We start from the raw sequence: 19,344 nt of genomic DNA on the forward strand, positions 1-19,344 counted from the left end.
TTTATTGACAGATGCCATACAATTGGCTAACTCGCTATGGTAAAACCTTATTTGAATGAAAAAACATATCACCTCCTTTATCATTCTGGCACTTTTTAGCTTTAACATCATGGCACAAGACCGAGTTACAGGTAAAAATTTCGCCACCAGATCAGAAATCTTAGCTCAGAACGGTATGGCTGCGACAAGTCAGCCTTTAGCCACTCAGGCAGCTTTGGATATTTTAAAAAAGGGCGGTACCGCAATGGATGCAGCAATTGCTGCCAATGCCATGCTTGGATTAGTAGAACCTCATGCCTGTGGAATTGGCGGAGATGTTTTCGCCATTGTCTGGGACGCGGAAGATAAAAAGCTTTATGGCTTCAATGGAAGTGGTCGTGCGCCAGAATCTTTAACCATGGAGGTTTACAAAGAAAAAGGATTGAATTATGCTCCCTTTCTTGGTCCCCTACCTATAACCGTACCGGGAACGGTAGATGGATGGTTCCAGCTACATGAGAAATTTGGTAAGCTTTCTATGCAGGAAATCCTACAACCAGCTATCGATTATGGAAATAATGGTTTTCCGGTTTCTGAGATTATAGCATGGCAAATGAATGATGACTGGCCTAGAATGCAGGACATCCCTGGATTCCGAGAGACCTATATGCCTAATGGCAAATCAACTCCGGTCAAAGGAGAAGTATTCAAAAATCCAGATTTGGCCAAAACCTACGATATGATAGCCAAAGGTGGTCGGGATGCATTCTACAAAGGTGACATAGCTCGAACCATAGACGAATTCATGAAAAAACACGATGGCTATTTGAGCTATGAAGACCTGGCAAAGCATGAAGGAGAATGGGTTGACCCTGTAAGTACAAATTACAGAGGATATGATGTGTGGGAACTTCCCCCTAATGGACAGGGAATAGCCGCCTTGCAGATGCTCAATATTCTGGAAGCCTATGACCTTAAAGCTATGGGTTTTGGTTCTGCTGACTATTTACATGTCCTTACTGAAGCAAAAAAGCTAGCCTATGAGGACAGAGCCAAATTTTATGCTGATCCAAATTTTAATAAAATCCCTGTTGAATACCTGATTTCAAAGGAATATGCGGCAGAACGAAGAAAACTTATCAATATGAATGAAGCGGCAGACGAATACCCGGCTGGCGATATTGAAAAGGGAAATACCACCTACTTGACGGTAGCCGATAAGGATGGAAATATGATTTCCTTTATTCAAAGTATTTATGATGAGTTTGGATCCGGTATGGTTCCAGATGGACTTGGCTTTGTGATGCAGAACCGTGGTCAAATGTTTAATGTACAGGATCCTGATCATTTCAATTCACTTGCCAAAGGTAAAAGACCTTTTCACACCATTATTCCAGCATTTGTCACAAAGGATGGAGAGCCGTTTATGAGCTTCGGCTTAATGGGCGGAGCGGTTCAGCCTCAAGGTCACACCCAGGTACTGGTAAATATTATAGATTTTGGAATGAACCTTCAAGAGGCAGGTGACGCTCCACGAATGCGCCATGTGGGATCTTCACAACCCACAGGTTCCCAAATGAGAAATGGGGGGTCACTTAATTTGGAAAGTGGTTTCTCTTATGAAGTAATCCGAGAGTTAGAAATCAGAGGGCATAGAGTTCAGTTTGGAGTGGGGCCCTATGGAGGTTATCAAGCTATAGGTTATGATCCAGTAAACAAAGTTTATTACGGAGCATCAGAATCAAGAAAAGATGGCCAGGCGGCAGGATACTAAAAGAAAAGACCATCAAATTGATGGTCTTTTTTTATAAACTCTTTTGCCAATTCCAGCTATCCCTCATTGAATCATCCAGGGACTTCTTGGGATACCAACCAAGCAAATCATTAATCTTGGTGGTGTCAGCCCATACTTTTATCACATCTCCTGGTCTTCTTGGCCCTATTTCATAATTGAGCTTCTTACCACTTACCTTTTCAAAGCTTTGGATCACCTCCAAAACTGTGTTTCCTCGTCCCGTTCCCACATTAAATACGTCATAAAAATCCTGAGTCTGTCCTTCTAAGTATTGAATGGCTCTAAGGTGGGCATCTGCCAAATCTACCACATGGATATAATCGCGGATACAGGTTCCATCCGGTGTTTCATAATCCCCCCCAAAAACGGTGAGTTTTTCACGGATTCCGGCGGCAGTCTGAGTCACGAAAGGAACTAGATTGTTCGGTTTTCCTTTGGGAAGCTCACCAATTTTTGAAGATTCATGAGCTCCTACCGGGTTAAAATATCGAAGAGAGATGACTCTCAGACCCACTTTACTTTTGACAACGTCTACGAGAATATCTTCACAAATTTTCTTGGTGTTTCCATAGGGACTTTCGGCATCTTTTCTAGGAGTATCCTCAGTTACTGGTAGTGTATCTGGTTGGCCATAGACCGTACATGATGAAGAGAAAACAATATCCCGGATGTTATTTTCCTGCATAAAATCCAGTAAGGAAATCAGCCCACCAACATTATTTCGGTAATACTTTAAAGGCTCTTCGGTACTCTCTCCCACCGCTTTGAATGCAGCAAAATGAATAACTCCGCTAATTTGGTGATCCTCTGAAACTTGGTTCAAAAGAGCTTTGTCACCACAATTCCCCTTATAAAAAGGCAATTCCTGACCGGTTATTTCCTTCAGCCGATCTAGAACACCGATATCTGAATTTGATAGATCGTCAATAATTATAGGTAAAAAACCCGCTTTTACGAGTTCAACTGCGGTATGAGAACCTATGTAGCCAGCTCCACCCGTTATTAGTATTTTTTTCATTCTAAAAATTTTGACAAAACTATTCAATCAAAATAATTCCTAAAGGATTATTGAAGAATTATCTTACTAAAGTAAAGTTACCTCTCTCCAGTTCATTGTAAGTTTGTCCGCCTTCTTGATATTCATATTCTAATTTGAAAGAATAGACTCCAGATGGCGCCTCTTCACCCGAAATGTTTCCATCCCATCCCTCGTTGCCAGTGTACACGAGTTGACCCCATCTATTCCAGATCATCAGAGAATAATCTGCTCCACAAAGAATTATTGGAGCATAGAGGCCGTCTTTAGGAATAAAGCCAGTTGGCATTCGCACTTGGGGAGTTCCGCGTGAGACTTCGCCGATCCCTTCGATTATACATCCGTTAGCATCAGTAATTGTTACGGCCAGTGGACCTGAAGGTAAACCGGATGCTGTTGAACCCGTTTGTCCGTCTTCCCAGAGATAGGTATATGGAGGCACCCCACCTATTACTTCTACTGTCAGTTCTCCATCTCCTGCACCTGGACAACTTGGGCTGCCCTCTATAAAATTTAAATCAATTACCTGTCCTTCAGGTATGTTTCCAGTTATAGAAACCCCACATCCTTCTTCATCCTGAATAAACACTGAGAAAGGTCCAGCCGAAAATCCAGACATGGTCAAAAACTGACCATCCCAATCAGAATCAAAGTCAAAGGATTGTAATTCACCGGTTCCACCCGATAATTCAACTATGATTTGACCATTATTTCCACCCATGCAAGTAGGTGCCAGGATCTCTGGGCCACTAAGGATTCTAATCGGAGCCGGATCAACTAAAGTAAACTCATAGCTTTCCACGAAGCAGCCACTTGCATCTTTAACCTCAACTGAATAAAATCCTGCGGAAAGGCCTGCGGCCAAACCAGATTCTAATGAAGGGTCGTGAGACCAACTATATTCAAACTCTCCTGATCCACCAGATGGGATGATTTCAATTATTCCATCTGAATCCCCAGAACATGCAGGATCAAAGAAGTTTTCCTCTATCGTAACGGGACCGAAAATCTCTACCGTTAAAACCGCAGATTGCCCCGAACAACTTGCATCGAACTCACTTGTTTCCGTGAAGAACAATTGCTTCAATGGACTATTCTCATCCCAATCCACAGTAACCTGCTCTGTATCTTGCCCAGATACAATGACTCCCCCGGTAATTTGCCAGGAATACTCACGTCCTTCCAGCGGAAAGGGAACAGAATAGGTCAGCCCATTAAAAACCCCATCACAAATCCCAGATGATCCATCAGGAGCTTCTGGTTCTATATCTTCCGTAACTTCAACCTCAAGAACCAACAAGTCTCCATAACACCCTTCATCGGTTAGTGGAATAGCTTCTATAAGTCCCACACCAGAATTTACCCAATCAACGGTAATGGTACTATCAGTTTCAGCAATCACATCTCCACCTTGAACATCCCATATAGCTCGCTCAAAATTGACCTTTTCGCTTATTTCATAAGTGATCTCACCATTATCGGGACACACAGATGAAGGTCCTGAAATAACTCCAGACACTTCCTTCACTTCAACTTCGAAGGTGAACTCGTCTTCCTTATCACATCTATCTTCTCCAGTAGATGCAAAAACTTTGACCTCAAAAGTACCAGTTTGTGTGAATGTATGTGCCACATTTTGGCCATCTTTTAGCTCAGAGCCGTCTCCAAAATCCCACGTAAATGAATTGAATTCTGGATTATCAGGCAAAATGGTCCACAACCCTTCCTGATTAAAGCAGGCTACCCGGTCCCCCTCCACCTCAAATTCGTATTCTGACTCTGTTTCAAACTGAATGCTTTCTAAGCTTGATCCAATGGAAAAACCATACGATTCAATAGAACCAGATCCATAAACATAACCTATCAAACCTTCCGGATTTGAAATACTATTCACCCCATAAGGAACTTCAATCTTGGCATACGAAAAACCACTATTTAAGGCAGGCTGAAATTGGCCTCCAATATTCTGACCATTTAAAACCGTCTGATTAGCGGCCTCACTATCCACCAAAACAGTTAAAAAATGAACTATATCCTGATTGAATGCCCCAATAAGTTTCCCAGTAGAAAAGGTAATATTTTCGATCTGCTGGTTATTTGGCGTTAAAAGAAACAAGGTGGGATCTCCTAATGGAGCAACACCAAACTCATTACAAGCGGCACTCTTAGCAATGACGGCAACAGATGTTGGTTTGGAAGTCTCAATAAGAGCTAATTCATCTTTGGCAAATTCGAATCTCGTCCACTCCCCTGCATCTAGGGTGGCTTCCAGGCTTCCATTAATCCTTACTTGAGTACCATCTTGAGAAGCCAGGACTTTTACAATTTCCCCTGAAGTTCGCCCAGCCAATGGAACATGGATATACTCTTTCCCCCAAGTATCCAGAGGATAAGCTTGCTGAAAAATGTGATCACCACTTGTACCGCAATCGCCAGCACTACTGGTTTTATTCCCGCCGAAAACGGCTAAAAGCTTACAACTACCCTCATCCTGATTTAAAACTCTGACTCTGGATCCTGATAAATCAGCCTGAGCTTTGATTTGATAGCTTTCTCCGGCATTCAGGGTTATTCTGATTGGTGCTCCTGCCGGAATGGTGTTTACTGTGGTGGCAGCAGGAATAATCTCCACCTCTGTATTGTTCTCAACGGCCATCACCAAAAAAGTACTTTCAAAATTCTGATTGCTACCTGGGTCAATACCGGGTGGAAAATTTTCATAATGAGCCATTACCATATATTCAGAACTCAGAGAGTTCAAGGGTAGAATCACCGTACCATCTGAACTATACTCCCTCCCATTTAAGGCGTGAACCGTAAGATCACCTGAACTGGTAATGGTTAAAGGCTTAAAGTCTACAGCACCGCTTCCTCTATGGATCAATCCTTCTCCATCTCCATCAAACTCTTGAATCAACTGTTCTCCAGCCTCCAGATCAAAAGTTATTGTTTGTCTTGGTGTCTGGATGGTTCCTGCTGCTTTCTCCACAGCCGTCATGAATATCACAACACGATCAGGCTGAGAATCTCGTCGATTATTATCCATAAAACCGATGTAAAATTCCCTCCCAATGGTCGAAACCTGTGCGGAAATTATCTGTGGCAGGATAATTAGCCCAAAAAGAAAAACATATTTTATCAGGCGCTTTTTCACATCAAATTCTAAACACTAACTGTTTTACCTGATTAAAGTGAATGTTCCACGTTTTTGTTGTGTTTGCGGGACTTCTTCTATAGTATATGAGTATGAAACCATATAAGAATACGTCCCAGTGGGAGCATCATTCCCATTTATCTGACCATCCCACCCCTCATTGCCGGTGTAAATAAGCTGACCCCAACGATCATAAATCCAAATTTGGAAGATTACTTCACAATTTGAAACACCTTGATATAATGGAGCATTATTTTTTGGATCAAAGCCGGTAGGCATCCTTATCTGAGGTGCTCTTTCTACCACACGGCCTCTTCCCAAACTCACACAACCATCGCTGTCAAGCACAGAAACTTCATACTGGCCTCTACCCAATCCAATCAGGTTTGCACCACTGGAACCTTCATCCCAGCTATAAACATATGGGCCATTGCCACCTGTAGGGATGGCAATGAGCTCTCCATTAAATCCACCAGGGCAAGCCGGCCTTTCCAACCGAACATCCACTTCAAGCGGTGCCGGTGAGGTTATTTCAAATTCCACTAGAATTATACAGCCATTGGCATCCACTACGTCCCAATTGTAAACACCCATCTCTAAATCGGTGAAATTTACCGAGCCTGATGAATTAATACCATCTCTGAAATCAATGGAGTAAGGAGCGACTCCTCCGGTAATTTGCAAATCCAATGTACCATCTGCCTTACCAAAGCAGCTTGTTCCCTCAAAAGCTATTGATGCAATAGCCATAGCCTCAGGCTCAATCACTTCTATGTCTGAAATTAACCTCTCACATCCAATTGCATCTATCACTTTGACTGTATAAAAACCTGCAGAAAGGTTTTCAGCAGTTCCTGAATCTAAACTTCCATCATGTTCCCATTCAAAAGAATATGGTTCGACCCCTCCTTGAACATCGATTTCAATTGTTCCATTAGAATCTCCGTTACAAAGCAATAAAGGGTCATTCGAAACAGTGGCAATAAATTCTTCTGTCACATTAATATCTATAAAATCAGAGACCCCCTCACAGCTTTCATCTACGAGACTAGAAACCGTATATCTGATTCTGCCGGTTATTCCTGGGTTGTTCCAAATTGCCTCAATTTCTGAAGTACCGTTTCCACTCAAAATTTCTCCACCTTCAATTTCCCAATCATAAAATCTTCCGCCCACTGGGTTGCTTACTTGATAAAAATGAGATACTGCGGGATCAAAACATATATCAAGGGGCCCTTCAGGCAAGGAAGCTTGCAGTTGATTGTTGATTAAAACATCGAGGATTATTTCATCACCTGGACAGCCATTCTCCGCAAATGGTTTGGCGATAACTCTCGCATTTGGATTTGCTGGCCCCCAGGCCACCAAAATAGAATCACCATAGTTCTCCAGGATGGTCCCTCCTTCTACTTCAAACTCCACCAAACCTATGTTCTCCTTTTCTCCAATTTTGTAAATGACCTCCTCGATATCAGGACAAACGCTGCTTTCACCAAACAATTCAGCAGAAAGTTCATTCACTTCAATTTCGAAATCAATATTCTCCTGCTCCTCACATGTATTTGGGCTTAGAGCCGCACTTACACTGACTGGGTAAGTACCCGGCTCAGAATAAATATGGGTTACTGTTTGACCTACAACCGGGTCGCTCCCATCTCCAAAATCCCAAACAAAATAGGTGTAATCGGGATTCTCAGAAACAATTGACCATTCTGCCTCTTCGTTCAAGCAGGCCACATTTATACCATCTACTTCAAATTCATAAGCCGCCTCAGTCTCAAAATTTAAATTATCCAAAGCGGCGCCAACAGCAAATCCATAAGATTCCAAAAATCCAAATCCATAAACATAGGCCGTGAAACCTTCCGGATTGGACAATTGATGAACGCCCTGGGAAATATTCATCCTTGCATATGAAAGGGATGGATCACTAAGTAAAGGAGAGAACCTTCCTCCCACATTCTGGCCATCCAAAATGGTCTGAGGGGCAGCCGCAGTACTCACTACTACGTTGACATAATGGGTAACAATGGATGGCAAATCCAAGGCATTGAATCGAATGGACTTTAACAGCTGCTCATTTGGGCTGTAAGAAATCATAAAGGGATCCCCATTCTCATAGTTTGGAGCATTTGGCTGATTACATTCCTGACTCTTCGCAAACATGGTCACGGAGCTTGGTTTGCTTGTTTCTATTCCTGCTGACTGATTGATTCCAAACTCTAAAGAAAGAAACTCTCCTGCATTGATGGTTCCTCGGCTTGTCCCATCCACAAATACTTCGGTTCCATCTTCAGCAGCCAAAACTTTGACAAGCTCACCTGAAGTTCTTCCCGAAAGTGCTACATGCACAAAGGAAGTACCCCATGTGTTGACAGGGTAAGCCTGCTGAAAGAGATTATCATTTGCGGCACCGCATTGACCAACAGAAGTCCATTTATTTCCACCGAAAACAGCAATCCTTTTACAATCATCTGCATTATCCCCAACCACTCTAACACGGGTTCCTGTCATATCCGATTTTGATTTGAGCTGGTAACTTTGACCCCGATCAAGAGAAATGGTAAAAGGCACATTTGCTGTGCCACCGCTTAGAGTGTTTACGGTGGGTGTGATTTCCACATTGGTATTATCCTCGGTAGCAATCACAAGAAGTTGACTCTCATCATTTATGTTGCCATTATAATTAACTCCGGTTAGCACCTCATAATGCGAGGTAATTCTGTAATCTTTTCCCAGAGCTCCTATCGGCAACACCACAGTTCCATCTGCACTCCTAAATCGCTCATTAAAAGCATAAACGGCGACTTTTCCATTGGATAAAATATAGACCCCCTTATTCTCCCTTAATCCGCTGACCCGGTGGAGCAAGTCTACCTCAGTGGATGGAACCACATGGGTGAACTGCTGGCCCTGCTGCAAATCAAAGTCTATGGTTCTTCCAAGATATTCTATGGTACCGCTTGCATCTTCATTTGCAGAGATAACAATTACTGCCTGATCAGGAGCATCCGGAAGTATCCGGTTATTATCCATAAAACCCACCCAAAACTCCTTTCCAACCGTCGAGAGTTGACCAAAGGCAATATTTTGTAAACTGCTAATTAAAAAAGTGAAAAGAAATGCAAGTAGAAGTTTCCTCATTCAGGGGTGTTTAGCTTTGAAGATTTTAATATAATTAACCCCTTTTAGAAAATAGCTTAAAACCGCAAAAGGATAGTAGAAATAGAACCTGAAAGACCTTCTTAAATTCAGGGGATAGAATTTAATTTCTATCTTTGCGGCTCATTTTAGAGCAAGAAAAATCAATGATATCAGTAGATAATCTTTCCTTAAAATTCGGTAAGCGGACCCTATTCGAAGATGTTAATTTAAAATTCACTCCAGGTAACTGCTATGGAGTAATCGGAGCAAATGGAGCGGGTAAATCCACTTTCCTGAAAATCATATCAGGAAAACAGGACAGCACTACAGGATCCATAAATATTACTCCAGGTCAGCGAATGGCTGTACTGAAGCAAGATCACTTCGAATACGAAGATATAGAAGTGCTTAAAGTGGTTCTGATGGGGCATAAAAAGCTTTTCTCCATCATGAAGGAGAAAGATGATCTTTACATGAAACCTGACTTCTCTGAAGAAGACGGGATCAAAGCGTCAGAATTAGAGGCTGAATTTGCTGAAATGGATGGTTGGAATGCTGAGTCTGATGCAGCAGCTTTATTGTCGGGCCTAGGAATCTCTGAAGACCTGCACTATCAGCCTATGAGTCAACTTGCTGGTAACCAAAAGGTAAGAGTCCTTTTGGCTCAAGCCTTGTTCGGAAATCCTGATATTCTAGTACTTGATGAACCTACAAATGACCTGGATGCTGAAACCATCGTTTGGTTGGAGAATTTCCTTGTGAACTTCAAAAATCTTGTCATCGTAGTTTCTCACGATAGACACTTTTTGGATGCCGTGTCAACCCACATCGTAGATATTGACTTTGGGAAGATTAAGATTTATTCTGGAAACTACACCTTTTGGTATGAATCCTCTCAGCTAGCGCTAAAGCAAAGAGCAGATCAGAATAAGAAGGCGGAAGAAAAAAGAAAGGAGCTTCAAGCCTTTATTGATCGTTTCTCGGCGAATGTAGCTAAATCAAAGCAAGCCACATCAAGGAAGAAAATGCTCGAAAAGCTTAATGTTGATGATATTGAGCCTTCAACAAGGAAATATCCAGGGATTATTTTCAAGCCCGAAAGAGAAGCCGGTGATCAGATATTTATGACAGAAAATCTGGAACTGATTGAAAATGGGGTTACCTACTTTACGGATGTGAACCTCATGGTCGACAAAGGCGACAAAATCGCTTTCATTTCAAAAACCAAACAGGCTGTAAATAAATTCTTCCAAACGATAATGGGGGAAATTCCTGTGCAAAGTGGAAGTTTTAAATGGGGAGTCACTATCAATAAGGCCTATCTTCCCAATGATAATTCTAAGTTTTTCAATAACGATCAAAATCTTATCGATTGGCTAAGCCAATACTCTGATAATCAAGAGGAAGCTTATGTGAGAACTTTTCTTGGGAGGATGCTTTTCACGGGTGAAGAAACTTTTAAGAAGTCATCAGTCCTTTCTGGTGGAGAAAAGGTTCGATGCATGATTTCAAGAATGATGCTGCAGAACCCTAACCTTTTGGTAATGGATGAGCCAACCAATCACCTTGATCTTGAATCCATCACAGCTTTCAACAATGCGGTGGTAGATTTTAATGGAACAGTTCTAATGTCCTCCTATGATCATGCTTTTGTACAATCTTCCGTAAATCGAATTATTGAGTTCACTCCAAAAGGAACCATCGATAGAAGGATGGAATATGATGATTATTTGGAAAGTGAGCAGGTAAAGTCTGTTCGTGAAGAAATGTACGCATAGACTCAATTAGCGGATGGACTCGATTCCCGAATTAAAACTTAAAAAAGGCAAGGAGATTTCTCTCAGAAGGCGTCACCACTGGGTGTTTTCAGGGGCTATTTCCTACAAAGATCCAACACTCTCCTCGGGGGACTTGGTCAGGGTTTTATCATCACGGGATGAGTTTTTGGGTCTTGGCCACTATGCTAAAGGCTCTATCATGGTCAGAATCCTCAGTTTTGAGGATATCAATATTGATCAGGGATTTTGGGACCAAAAGATTTCTGCAGCTATTCAACACAGAAAGAAAGTAGGGTTATTAGACTCCGAAAAAACCAACGTTTTTAGATTGGTTCATGGTGAGGGCGATGGCATACCAGGATTAATCATCGACTTTTACAACGGGACAGCTGTGATTCAGTGCCATGATCCGGCTTTACTCAAATACAGAGAAGCTATCGCTAAAGCTTTAAAAAATGGTCTATCTGAAAGGCTTCACGCTGTTTACGATAAAAGTCAGGACGTTTTGCCCAGAGAGTATCAGCATGAAGTAAAAAGGTTTCTCCTTGGCGAACCAAAAACAGACCTGGTAGTAGAAAATGGCTGCAAATACAAGATAGATTGGGAAAAAGGTCAGAAAACCGGATTTTTCATTGATCAAAGAGAGAATCGGGCTTTGCTCGGAGAGTATTCCAGAGGAAAGAAAGTATTAAATACCTTCTGCTATTCCGGCGCCTTTTCAGTTATGTCCCTACTCTCGGGTGCCAGTGAGGTTCATTCCGTTGATATTTCAGAAAGTGCTATCAAATTGACTGAAGAAAACCTTGAATTGAATCCTGAGTTCAAAGGCATTCACAAATCTATCCAAGCAGATGTGGTCAAATATATCCGGGAGATAGGAAATGATTTTGATGTGATAGTTTTGGATCCACCCGCTTTCGCTAAAAACATGAAAGCCAGACACAATGCCGTTCAGGCATATAAAAGATTGAATTTAGAAGCCCTGAAAAAAATCAAAACAGGGGGAATCTTGTTTACCTTTTCGTGCAGCCAAGTGGTGGATAAGGCTTTATTCAGAAACACCATCGTGGCGGCAGCTTTAGAATCGAAACGTGGCATTAAAATTCTACATCAATTAAGCCAACCAGCTGATCACCCGGTAAATATATATCACCCCGAAACCGAATATCTAAAAGGGCTTGTTCTCTATGTAGAATAGGCCAAGATTGATAAAATATAACAAGAACCTCACCTTTCAACAAAACACAACATGTATACCGGCCTTCTTCATTTACATTCAGGAGTAGCGTATTTAGCCTTGCTTGCTTTAGCGATTGTCTTCATCTATGCCCTTTTTGGGTCTCTCAGTGGTAAAGAATTCACCGAGAAGGATAGAAAAATAGCTATGGTTGCGTTCATTCTTTCTCACATCCAATTGTTGGTCGGATTGATTTTGTATTTCGTGAGTCCGCTAGGTTTCCAGCTGTTGACATCAGAAGGCACTATGTCTAACTCTGCAGCCAGGCTCACTGCTTTGGAGCATCCTCTCATTAACATTTTGGCGATTGTAATTATTTCCATAGGATATATTCGAGCCAAAAAGATTTCCTTGTCCAGAGCCAAGTTTAGAAGCATTTACATGGCATATGCCATTGGCTTGGTTTTAGTTCTTTCTAGAATTCCTTGGGGTTCTTGGTTGGGTTAAAAATTGAACTTCTAACACAAATCTAGAGCATGATCTATTTGAGAAAAATTGGGCTTATTATACTAGGCCTTTCAATTTTTACATTGATTGGTTGTGATAGTGATGACCCTGCTCCTATTCAGCCTGTCAGAGGTACCATTACGGATTTGGAGCTGAACTTCGAGGAATTGGATGATATGGGAAACCCAACGGGAACAACTCTGACTTTCAGTGCATCTAATCCCAACGGAATTGAAATCAATCAGACTCCACTAGAAACCATCAGAATCGATGAAGGAAAGTCTTATAGACTTAGACTGCAGCTCACAGATACAAGAGACAATATTGACATCAATGCCCAGATTCTTAACGATCCGGAAGATTACCAGTTTTTCTTCTTAGGCTCTACTTTAATAGGGTCCTCGGCCACAATGAATTATTCTTACAATGATGATCAGATCGGCTTGGATGGTGATGTGAGCGTTTCTTTTACTTCCATTTTTGCAGGGCAGATGCGCATAGTTTTGCGCTATGAACTAAATAAAGATTGGCCCGGAGCAGACGATCCTAATTTTCAGAATTTTGAGGATGCAGGTGGACGAACTGATTTAGATTTAACTTTTCCGGTTGAATACAACTGATACAAAAAAAGGCAACCGATTGGTTGCCTTAATTTTTTTAACCAGTGTCAATCACTCTGGTGAACAAAGCGTGATTTTATTGACATCTATACCCATTCCTGCCGTATAATTCATACCGATATTTCCTGAAACTAAAATAGTTTCATAATCGGGACCATCAGCTGCCAGATGAATTTTTATATGTCCGTCAAAGCTTTTGAAGTCTTCAAAAGAAAGATTCTCCCCATCGGTTAAAGTGCTTAACCTCGTCGAACTTTCTAGTGTGCTACCGCCAACGGGATTTAGCATATAAGCTATTTCAGCCACCGGCGCGTCATAAGCACCGAAATGCAAATGAGCGGGAAATGAAACTCCTGGTGCAGATGCCCCTGTCAAACTGATATTGAGCTCGAGATTTCCGTCCTTCAGTTCAACTACCTCCAGTATTCCATTGTATTCAAAATCACTGCTTTGAAATAGCTCAAATCGTAATGAATTTGCTACGGGATCTGGATCTGGATCACTATCACAAGCCATGAACACCATCGGGCTTAAGAGAACTAGGAGAAAACATTTTAATCTATTCATACTATTATAAACGCAAAGCTTTGCAAAGCTGTTCATTTGCCCTTCCAATTTGTTCAAAAATTAAAACAAATTCTTAAAAAGGGGGTAATTTTAATCGAATGCTACACTTTGCACAACTAATTTCAGCACTTGACGTATCCAATAAAACCAAGGATAAAATCACAGCCTTGACGCAATTTTTTGATGAGGCAAGTAATGAGGATAAGGTCTGGGCAATCGCCCTTTTCACTCATCGAAGACCCAAAAGACAAGTAAAAACCAATCAATTGAGAGAATGGTGCATTGAAAAAAGCGGAATTCCCCACTGGCTATTTGAAGAATCTTACCACACAGTAGGCGACCTTGCTGAAACAATCGCCCTACTTTTACCACACCCAAGTACAAAATCAGATCTAGCCTTAGCAGAATGGATTAGGTATCTAATGGACTTAAGTGATAAAGAAGAAGCGGAAAAGAAAGAAAAAATTCTATCTGCCTGGTCAAAACTGAATAAAACTGAGTGCTTTATTTTCAATAAAATTCTCACAGGAGGATTTAGAATTGGGGTTTCTCAAAATCTCATCACCCAAGCTCTATCTGGTCATTTAGAAATGGAAAAATCAACAGTGTCCCACTGTCTGATGGGAGACTGGAATCCAGCGGAGATTACATATGAAGAATTGCTGAGTACGGATAGTTCCAAAAAAGATTTATCTAAGCCTTATCCTTTTTTCCTCGCTCATCCATTGGAAAAAGATGTTAAGGACTTGGGGCTTGTTTCGGATTGGCAAGTAGAATGGAAATGGGATGGAATCCGCGGTCAATTAATAAAAAGGAGCGATGAAGTATTTGTTTGGAGCCGAGGCGAGGAATTGGTAAACGATAAATTTCCTGAACTCGTCAGTCTCGGAGAAAGCCTACCTAACGGAACGGTCCTGGATGGAGAGATTTTGGCTTTTCGGGATGGAGGCCCTTTACCCTTTAACCTGCTTCAGACGAGAATTGGGAGAAAAACAGTCGGCAAAAAACTACTCCAGGATGCCCCAATTAGTCTTCTAGCTTACGACCTTTTGGAGTTTGATGGAAAAGATCTTCGATCAAAGCCCTTACACCAAAGAAGGCAAACCCTAGAAAATCTAGTTATCCAAAACCCTCATCCAAATCTTGAAATCTCTTCTCCTATCGTCGGTGAAAGCTGGGAAGAGCTGAAGGATCTTAGGGAAGAGTCCAGAAAGTATTTTGCAGAAGGCTTCATGCTAAAGGAGAAATCCTCAAGTTATGAAGCGGGACGAAAAAGAGGAGGTTGGTGGAAATGGAAAATTGATCCGCTGACCATAGACGGAGTAATGATCTATGCTCAAAAAGGACATGGTCGAAGAGCAGATTTATATTCTGATTATACACTGGCCGTATGGGACGGTGACGCTTTGGTGCCCTTCGCCAAGGCATATTCTGGACTTACAGATGCCGAGATGAGAGAAGTAGATGCTTTTGTAAAGAAGAATACAAGAGAGCGATTTGGGCCTGTGAGAACAGTAACGGCCGAGTTGGTTTTCGAAATTGCTTTTGAAGGAATTCAAAAAAGCTCGAGGCATAAAAGTGGAATTGCTCTTCGATTTCCAAGAATTTCCCGCTGGAGAAAGGATAAACCAAAGGAGGAAGCGAATAGCCTTGAAGATCTGAAAGACATGCTGAATCTTTATGGAGGATAAAAGATTTGAAGTTGCCCTTGAGTATTTCCGCTCAAAAGGATGGAAACCTTTTCCCTTTCAAATTAAGGCATGGCAACAATATCTGGATGGGAAATCAGGGCTATTAAATGCTCCCACGGGATCTGGCAAAACCCTGGCCCTTTGGTTTCCTGTAATTTTGAGTTATATCCTAAAACACCCTGAAGACTGGCAAAAGCCCAGAAAAAATGGAATTCAAATTATTTGGGTTTCGCCGTTGAGAGCTTTGGCACAGGACATTCAGCTTGCCATGCAGGAAGTTTGTGAGACCGTAGGGTTGCCTTGGAAGGTTCAGGTGAGAAATGGAGATACGGATCCAAAAACCCGCAATCAAATCAAAAGAAACCCTCCTGAATGCCTGATTACTACGCCTGAAACACTGCACGTGCTGATCGCACAAAAGGACCATAAAAGGCTTTTTAAAAATATCGAAGCAGTCATTGTTGATGAATGGCATGAACTAGTGGGAAATAAACGTGGAGTTCAGGTCCAACTGGCATTGAGCTACATTCAAGCTATTTGCCCTAATAAGTTTAAGCGTTGGGCAATTTCTGCCACTTTGGGAAATCTAAAAAATGCAGGTGAAGTTCTACTAGGAAATAAACTCCCTCTAAATATTGTCAAGGCTGAAATTGAAAAGGAAATTATCATTCATTCGGTTTACCCGGATGAGATCGAAAAGTATCCTTGGACGGGTCACTTAGGAATCCGAATGCTAGATAAAGTAATCCCGATCATTGAAGAAGGTCAGTCTGGGTTGCTATTCACGAATACCAGATCACAAACTGAAATTTGGTATCAAAAAATAATTGAAGCCAGACCTGATTGGGCGGGTTGGGTAGCCATGCACCACGGTTCTCTGGATATGAAAGTTCGTGCTTGGGTAGAAAATGCATTGCATGAGGGGAAACTTAAGTTGGTGGTTTGCACCTCGAGTCTCGATCTTGGGGTGGATTTCCGACCGGTGGATAGGGTGATTCAAGTGGGAAGCCCTAAAGGGGTTTCCAGGTTTATGCAAAGAGCTGGTCGTGCAGGGCATCAACCCGGATTGCCTTCAGAGGCATATTTTGTTCCTACCAATGCCCTTGAGTTAATAGAAGCTTCAGCTTTACGAAATGCCATTGAAGATAAAGATATGGAGTCCCAAAGCTCCCCTACTCTTTGCTATGATGTCTTGATCCAGTTTTTAGTCACTTTGGCTGTGGGAGAAGGATTCAGACCAGAGGAAGTTTACCCTATTATAAAATCCACCCATGCCTATGAAAAGCTAAGCAGCAGGGAAATGAAATGGGCGCTGGACTTTATCACTCTAGGTGGTGAATCCCTTAGCAGCTATGAGGATTTCCGAAAGGTAGAAATCATGGAAGATGGGCTTTACAGAGTCAACAATAGAAAAATTGCTATGAAGCACCGACTTTCTATGGGGACCATCGTTTCTGAAGCTTCGCTGAAAGTGAAGTTTAAAAATGGGATGTATCTGGGATCTGTCGAGGAGTATTTCATTACAAAACTAAAAATTGGCGATCGCTTTTTCTTTGCTGGCAGGAGTCTTGAGCTTCTACAGATTAAGGATATGAGTGCTATTGTTAAGGTCTCCGATAAGAAGTCAAATAATGTCGTGAGTTGGATGGGAGCGCGGATGTCTTTGTCTTCGAAACTAGCAGATAAGATTCGGGATATTCTGGTAGAGTACAATATGGGAATCAGCAATTCTGAAGAAGTGAAGCAGGTTTTACCTATTCTTGACTTACAGTCAAAGCTATCCATAGTCCCGGATAAAGATCAGTTTCTTATTGAATCACATCAGTCTAAAGAAGGTTACCATCTCTTCTTTTATCCTTTCGAAGGAAGAATGATTCATGAGCTGATGAGTGCCATGGTTGCCTACAGAATCTCAGTGAGCTATCCTGTTTCTTTCAGTATTGCTATGAATGATTATGGGTTTGAGCTCCTTTCAGACACCTATCTGGATATCGAGGAATTGCTCGCAGAGGATCTTTTCACTACCAAAAATATGAAAGAAGACATTCTGGCCTGTGTAAACGAAAGCGAAATGGCCAGGAGAAAATTCAGAGAAATTGCAGGGATATCCGGATTGGTATTTCAGGGGTATCCTGGAAAACCCATGACATTCAAGCACATTCAATCCAATTCCAGCCTGTTATTCCAGGTTTTTGAAACATATGACCCTGATAATCTCCTTTTGCGTCAAGCCCAAAATGAAGCCATAAATGATCAAATGGAGGAGAATAAAATGTTTGATGCGCTTTCAAAGATCAATAATCAGAAAATAGAAATAAGAAAACCTGTACAATTTACGCCCTTCTCCTTCCCTATCATGGTGGATCGTCTGAGCCGAACCAGCATTTCATCCGAGAGCATTGAAGATAGAATCGCCAAGATTCAGGCAGAATTCAGCGTACAGGATTAATTTGTTCTCCAGAAGAAAGGAGTGAACAAAATCAAGATGGTGAACAATTCAAGTCGCCCCAGAAGCATTATAAAGGACAAAAAGACCTTTGCGAAAGGAGAGAAAAAACTAAAGTTATCTACCGGCCCCACCTGTCCAATTGCCGGTCCTACATTTCCGAGTGAAGTTGCTACTGCCCCTAATGAAGTGGGTAAATCATAACCGATCAGTGACATCACTAATGCTCCAAGAACGAAAGTGAGTAGATAAATTAAGAGGAAGTTCATGATGTGGGTAATGATCCGTGTAGTTACTCTATCCCCATTGATTAGAAGAGGCACTACAGCCCGAGGATGGATCAATCGCTTAAATTCCAACCAGGAATTTTTTATAAAAGTCAGGTGTCTCACAAACTTAATCCCACCAGCGGTGGATCCCGCTGAGCCCCCTAGGAATAAAAGCATGAAACATAAAAAAGTGACGCCTTGACCGTATTGGGTGTAATCATCTGTCACATAGCCTGTTGTTGTAATTAGGGAAACCACTTGAAAAAGAGAAGTTCTAAATGCTTCCTCTCCAGAGAAATCTGCCCTTTGGGCAATGGGGTAATACAGAATAACCGAAATACCGAGAAGGAAAAAAGCATAAGTTTTAAACTCATCGCTTCGAAATACCCTTTTAAACCTACCAAGAAGTCCAAAGTAGATCACCGTGAAGTTAGTACCGGCCAGGAACATGAAAAAGATGGCAGTATACTGGATAAAGGCCGAGTCATAGAAAGCCATGCTGGCATTTTTGGTCGAGAATCCACCTGTGGCCAAAGTAGTCAATGCATGATTGATGGCATCAAAAAATGTCATACCTCCAGCCCAATATAAAAGCATTGCAAGAAGAGTGAGTCCTACATAGACGTACCAAAGTCTTTTCGCTGTTTCTGAGATTCTCGGATGAACTTTATCTGATGTTGGGCCAGGAGATTCCGCTACAAAAAGCTCAATGCCTCCAATTCCCAACAGTGGAAATATAGCCACCGTAAGTACGATGATTCCTAAACCGCCAATCCATTGAGTCATACTTCGCCAGAAAAGAAGGCCTTTAGGCATGGCTTCAATATCTGTCAGAATCGAGGCTCCAGTAGTAGTCAAACCTGACATGGTCTCAAAAATCGCATCGTAAAAAGAAGGAATTTCTTTGCTTAGAAGATAAGGCAGCATTCCAAAAATTGCCATTACCAACCAACTCAAGGACACAATCAGGTAGCCTTCCCTTTTTCTAATATTCCTATCATCCTTCGAAAAGGAGAAAAAGAGAATCAAGCCAATAACAAGCGAAATTGATGCGGAAACAACTATGGGAAAAATGGTCTCACCATAGTGTAAGGAAAAGGCTGCCCCCGGAAGCATCAATAGACCAATGAGCACCATCAGGGCTCCCATGATCTTCGCAATTTCCTTGAAATGAATCATGT

The 19,344-nt window shown here is 41.7% G+C and carries 12 protein-coding genes; 7 read left to right on the forward strand and 5 right to left on the reverse strand.

From position 1 onward, the window contains the following. Positions 1-55 precede the first annotated feature (55 nt). Positions 56-1,753 (forward strand): gamma-glutamyltransferase, encoded by a 1,698-nt coding sequence (ggt, locus tag QVH07_RS10720; protein ID WP_290000275.1) that lies wholly within the window; start codon positions 56-58, stop codon positions 1,751-1,753. 31 nt (positions 1,754-1,784) lie between these two features. Here ggt and galE read toward each other — a convergent pair whose 3' ends face one another. Genes galE through QVH07_RS10735 form a run of 3 tightly spaced genes read right to left on the reverse strand, consistent with a single transcriptional unit; the run spans position 1,785 to position 9,108 of the window. Beyond that, entirely contained in the window at positions 1,785-2,792 is a 1,008-nt protein-coding gene (gene galE, locus QVH07_RS10725; RefSeq protein WP_290000276.1) for a UDP-glucose 4-epimerase GalE, read from the reverse strand. Positions 2,793-2,850: 58 nt separating this feature from the next. After that, a complete protein-coding gene (locus QVH07_RS10730) occupies positions 2,851-5,964 on the reverse strand; it encodes a PKD domain-containing protein (protein ID WP_290000277.1) in 3,114 nt (1,037 codons plus the stop codon). A gap of 24 nt (positions 5,965-5,988) precedes the next feature. Next, entirely contained in the window at positions 5,989-9,108 is a 3,120-nt protein-coding gene (locus QVH07_RS10735) for a PKD domain-containing protein (protein WP_290000278.1), read from the reverse strand. A gap of 164 nt (positions 9,109-9,272) precedes the next feature. Between QVH07_RS10735 and QVH07_RS10740 the strand changes: the two genes are divergently transcribed. From QVH07_RS10740 to QVH07_RS10755, 4 genes are read left to right on the forward strand one after another with little or no spacing between them, the layout of a single operon-like run. Then, positions 9,273-10,886 (forward strand): ABC-F family ATP-binding cassette domain-containing protein, encoded by a 1,614-nt coding sequence (locus QVH07_RS10740; protein WP_290000279.1) that lies wholly within the window; start codon positions 9,273-9,275, stop codon positions 10,884-10,886. 13 nt (positions 10,887-10,899) lie between these two features. Then, complete coding sequence (locus tag QVH07_RS10745; RefSeq protein WP_290000280.1) at positions 10,900-12,084, forward strand: class I SAM-dependent rRNA methyltransferase; 1,185 nt, start codon at positions 10,900-10,902, stop codon at positions 12,082-12,084. 51 nt (positions 12,085-12,135) lie between these two features. Beyond that, complete coding sequence (locus QVH07_RS10750; RefSeq protein WP_290000281.1) at positions 12,136-12,570, forward strand: hypothetical protein; 435 nt, start codon at positions 12,136-12,138, stop codon at positions 12,568-12,570. Positions 12,571-12,599: 29 nt separating this feature from the next. Continuing rightward, positions 12,600-13,190 carry a cupredoxin domain-containing protein gene (locus QVH07_RS10755; RefSeq protein WP_290000282.1) on the forward strand — a complete coding sequence of 197 codons (591 nt, stop codon included), beginning with the start codon at positions 12,600-12,602 and terminating at the stop codon, positions 13,188-13,190. Positions 13,191-13,241: 51 nt separating this feature from the next. Here the strand turns inward: QVH07_RS10755 and QVH07_RS10760 are convergent, their stop codons facing one another. After that, positions 13,242-13,793, reverse strand: a complete 552-nt coding sequence (locus QVH07_RS10760; protein WP_290000284.1) for a hypothetical protein — start codon at positions 13,791-13,793, stop codon at positions 13,242-13,244. A 62-nt stretch (positions 13,794-13,855) separates the two neighbouring features. Here QVH07_RS10760 and QVH07_RS10765 point away from each other — a divergent pair, with 62 nt between their 5' ends. After that, positions 13,856-15,448: an ATP-dependent DNA ligase gene (locus tag QVH07_RS10765; protein WP_290000285.1), complete on the forward strand. Its 1,593-nt coding sequence runs from the start codon at positions 13,856-13,858 to the stop codon at positions 15,446-15,448. Continuing rightward, positions 15,438-17,897: a ligase-associated DNA damage response DEXH box helicase gene (locus QVH07_RS10770; RefSeq protein ID WP_290000287.1), complete on the forward strand. Its 2,460-nt coding sequence runs from the start codon at positions 15,438-15,440 to the stop codon at positions 17,895-17,897. Before QVH07_RS10765 ends, QVH07_RS10770 begins: the two co-directional genes overlap by 11 nt. Here QVH07_RS10770 and QVH07_RS10775 read toward each other — a convergent pair. Continuing rightward, positions 17,894-19,342: a TrkH family potassium uptake protein gene (locus QVH07_RS10775; RefSeq protein WP_290000289.1), complete on the reverse strand. Its 1,449-nt coding sequence runs from the start codon at positions 19,340-19,342 to the stop codon at positions 17,894-17,896. The two genes, QVH07_RS10770 and QVH07_RS10775, sit on opposite strands and share 4 nt — an antisense overlap. Between the last annotated feature and the right edge of the window lie 2 nt (positions 19,343-19,344).

The organism is Algoriphagus sediminis (assembly GCF_030403435.1).
Classification (GTDB): Bacteria; Bacteroidota; Bacteroidia; order Cytophagales; family Cyclobacteriaceae; genus Algoriphagus; species Algoriphagus sediminis.

Bases quoted from the DNA above. Each gene is read 5' to 3' on its own strand.
- QVH07_RS10775 (WP_290000289.1), bottom strand. From the start codon at position 19,342: ATGATTCATTTCAAGGAAATTGCGAAGATCATGGGAGCCCTGATGGTG.
- QVH07_RS10740 (WP_290000279.1), top strand. From the start codon at position 9,273: ATGATATCAGTAGATAATCTTTCCTTAAAATTCGGTAAGCGGACCCTA.
- QVH07_RS10755 (WP_290000282.1), top strand. From the start codon at position 12,600: ATGATCTATTTGAGAAAAATTGGGCTTATTATACTAGGCCTTTCAATT.
- galE (WP_290000276.1), bottom strand. From the start codon at position 2,792: ATGAAAAAAATACTAATAACGGGTGGAGCTGGCTACATAGGTTCTCAT.
- QVH07_RS10735 (WP_290000278.1), bottom strand. From the start codon at position 9,108: ATGAGGAAACTTCTACTTGCATTTCTTTTCACTTTTTTAATTAGCAGT.
- QVH07_RS10765 (WP_290000285.1), top strand. From the start codon at position 13,856: ATGCTACACTTTGCACAACTAATTTCAGCACTTGACGTATCCAATAAA.
- QVH07_RS10745 (WP_290000280.1), top strand. From the start codon at position 10,900: ATGGACTCGATTCCCGAATTAAAACTTAAAAAAGGCAAGGAGATTTCT.
- QVH07_RS10750 (WP_290000281.1), top strand. From the start codon at position 12,136: ATGTATACCGGCCTTCTTCATTTACATTCAGGAGTAGCGTATTTAGCC.
- QVH07_RS10760 (WP_290000284.1), bottom strand. From the start codon at position 13,793: ATGAACAGCTTTGCAAAGCTTTGCGTTTATAATAGTATGAATAGATTA.
- ggt (WP_290000275.1), top strand. From the start codon at position 56: ATGAAAAAACATATCACCTCCTTTATCATTCTGGCACTTTTTAGCTTT.
- QVH07_RS10770 (WP_290000287.1), top strand. From the start codon at position 15,438: ATGGAGGATAAAAGATTTGAAGTTGCCCTTGAGTATTTCCGCTCAAAA.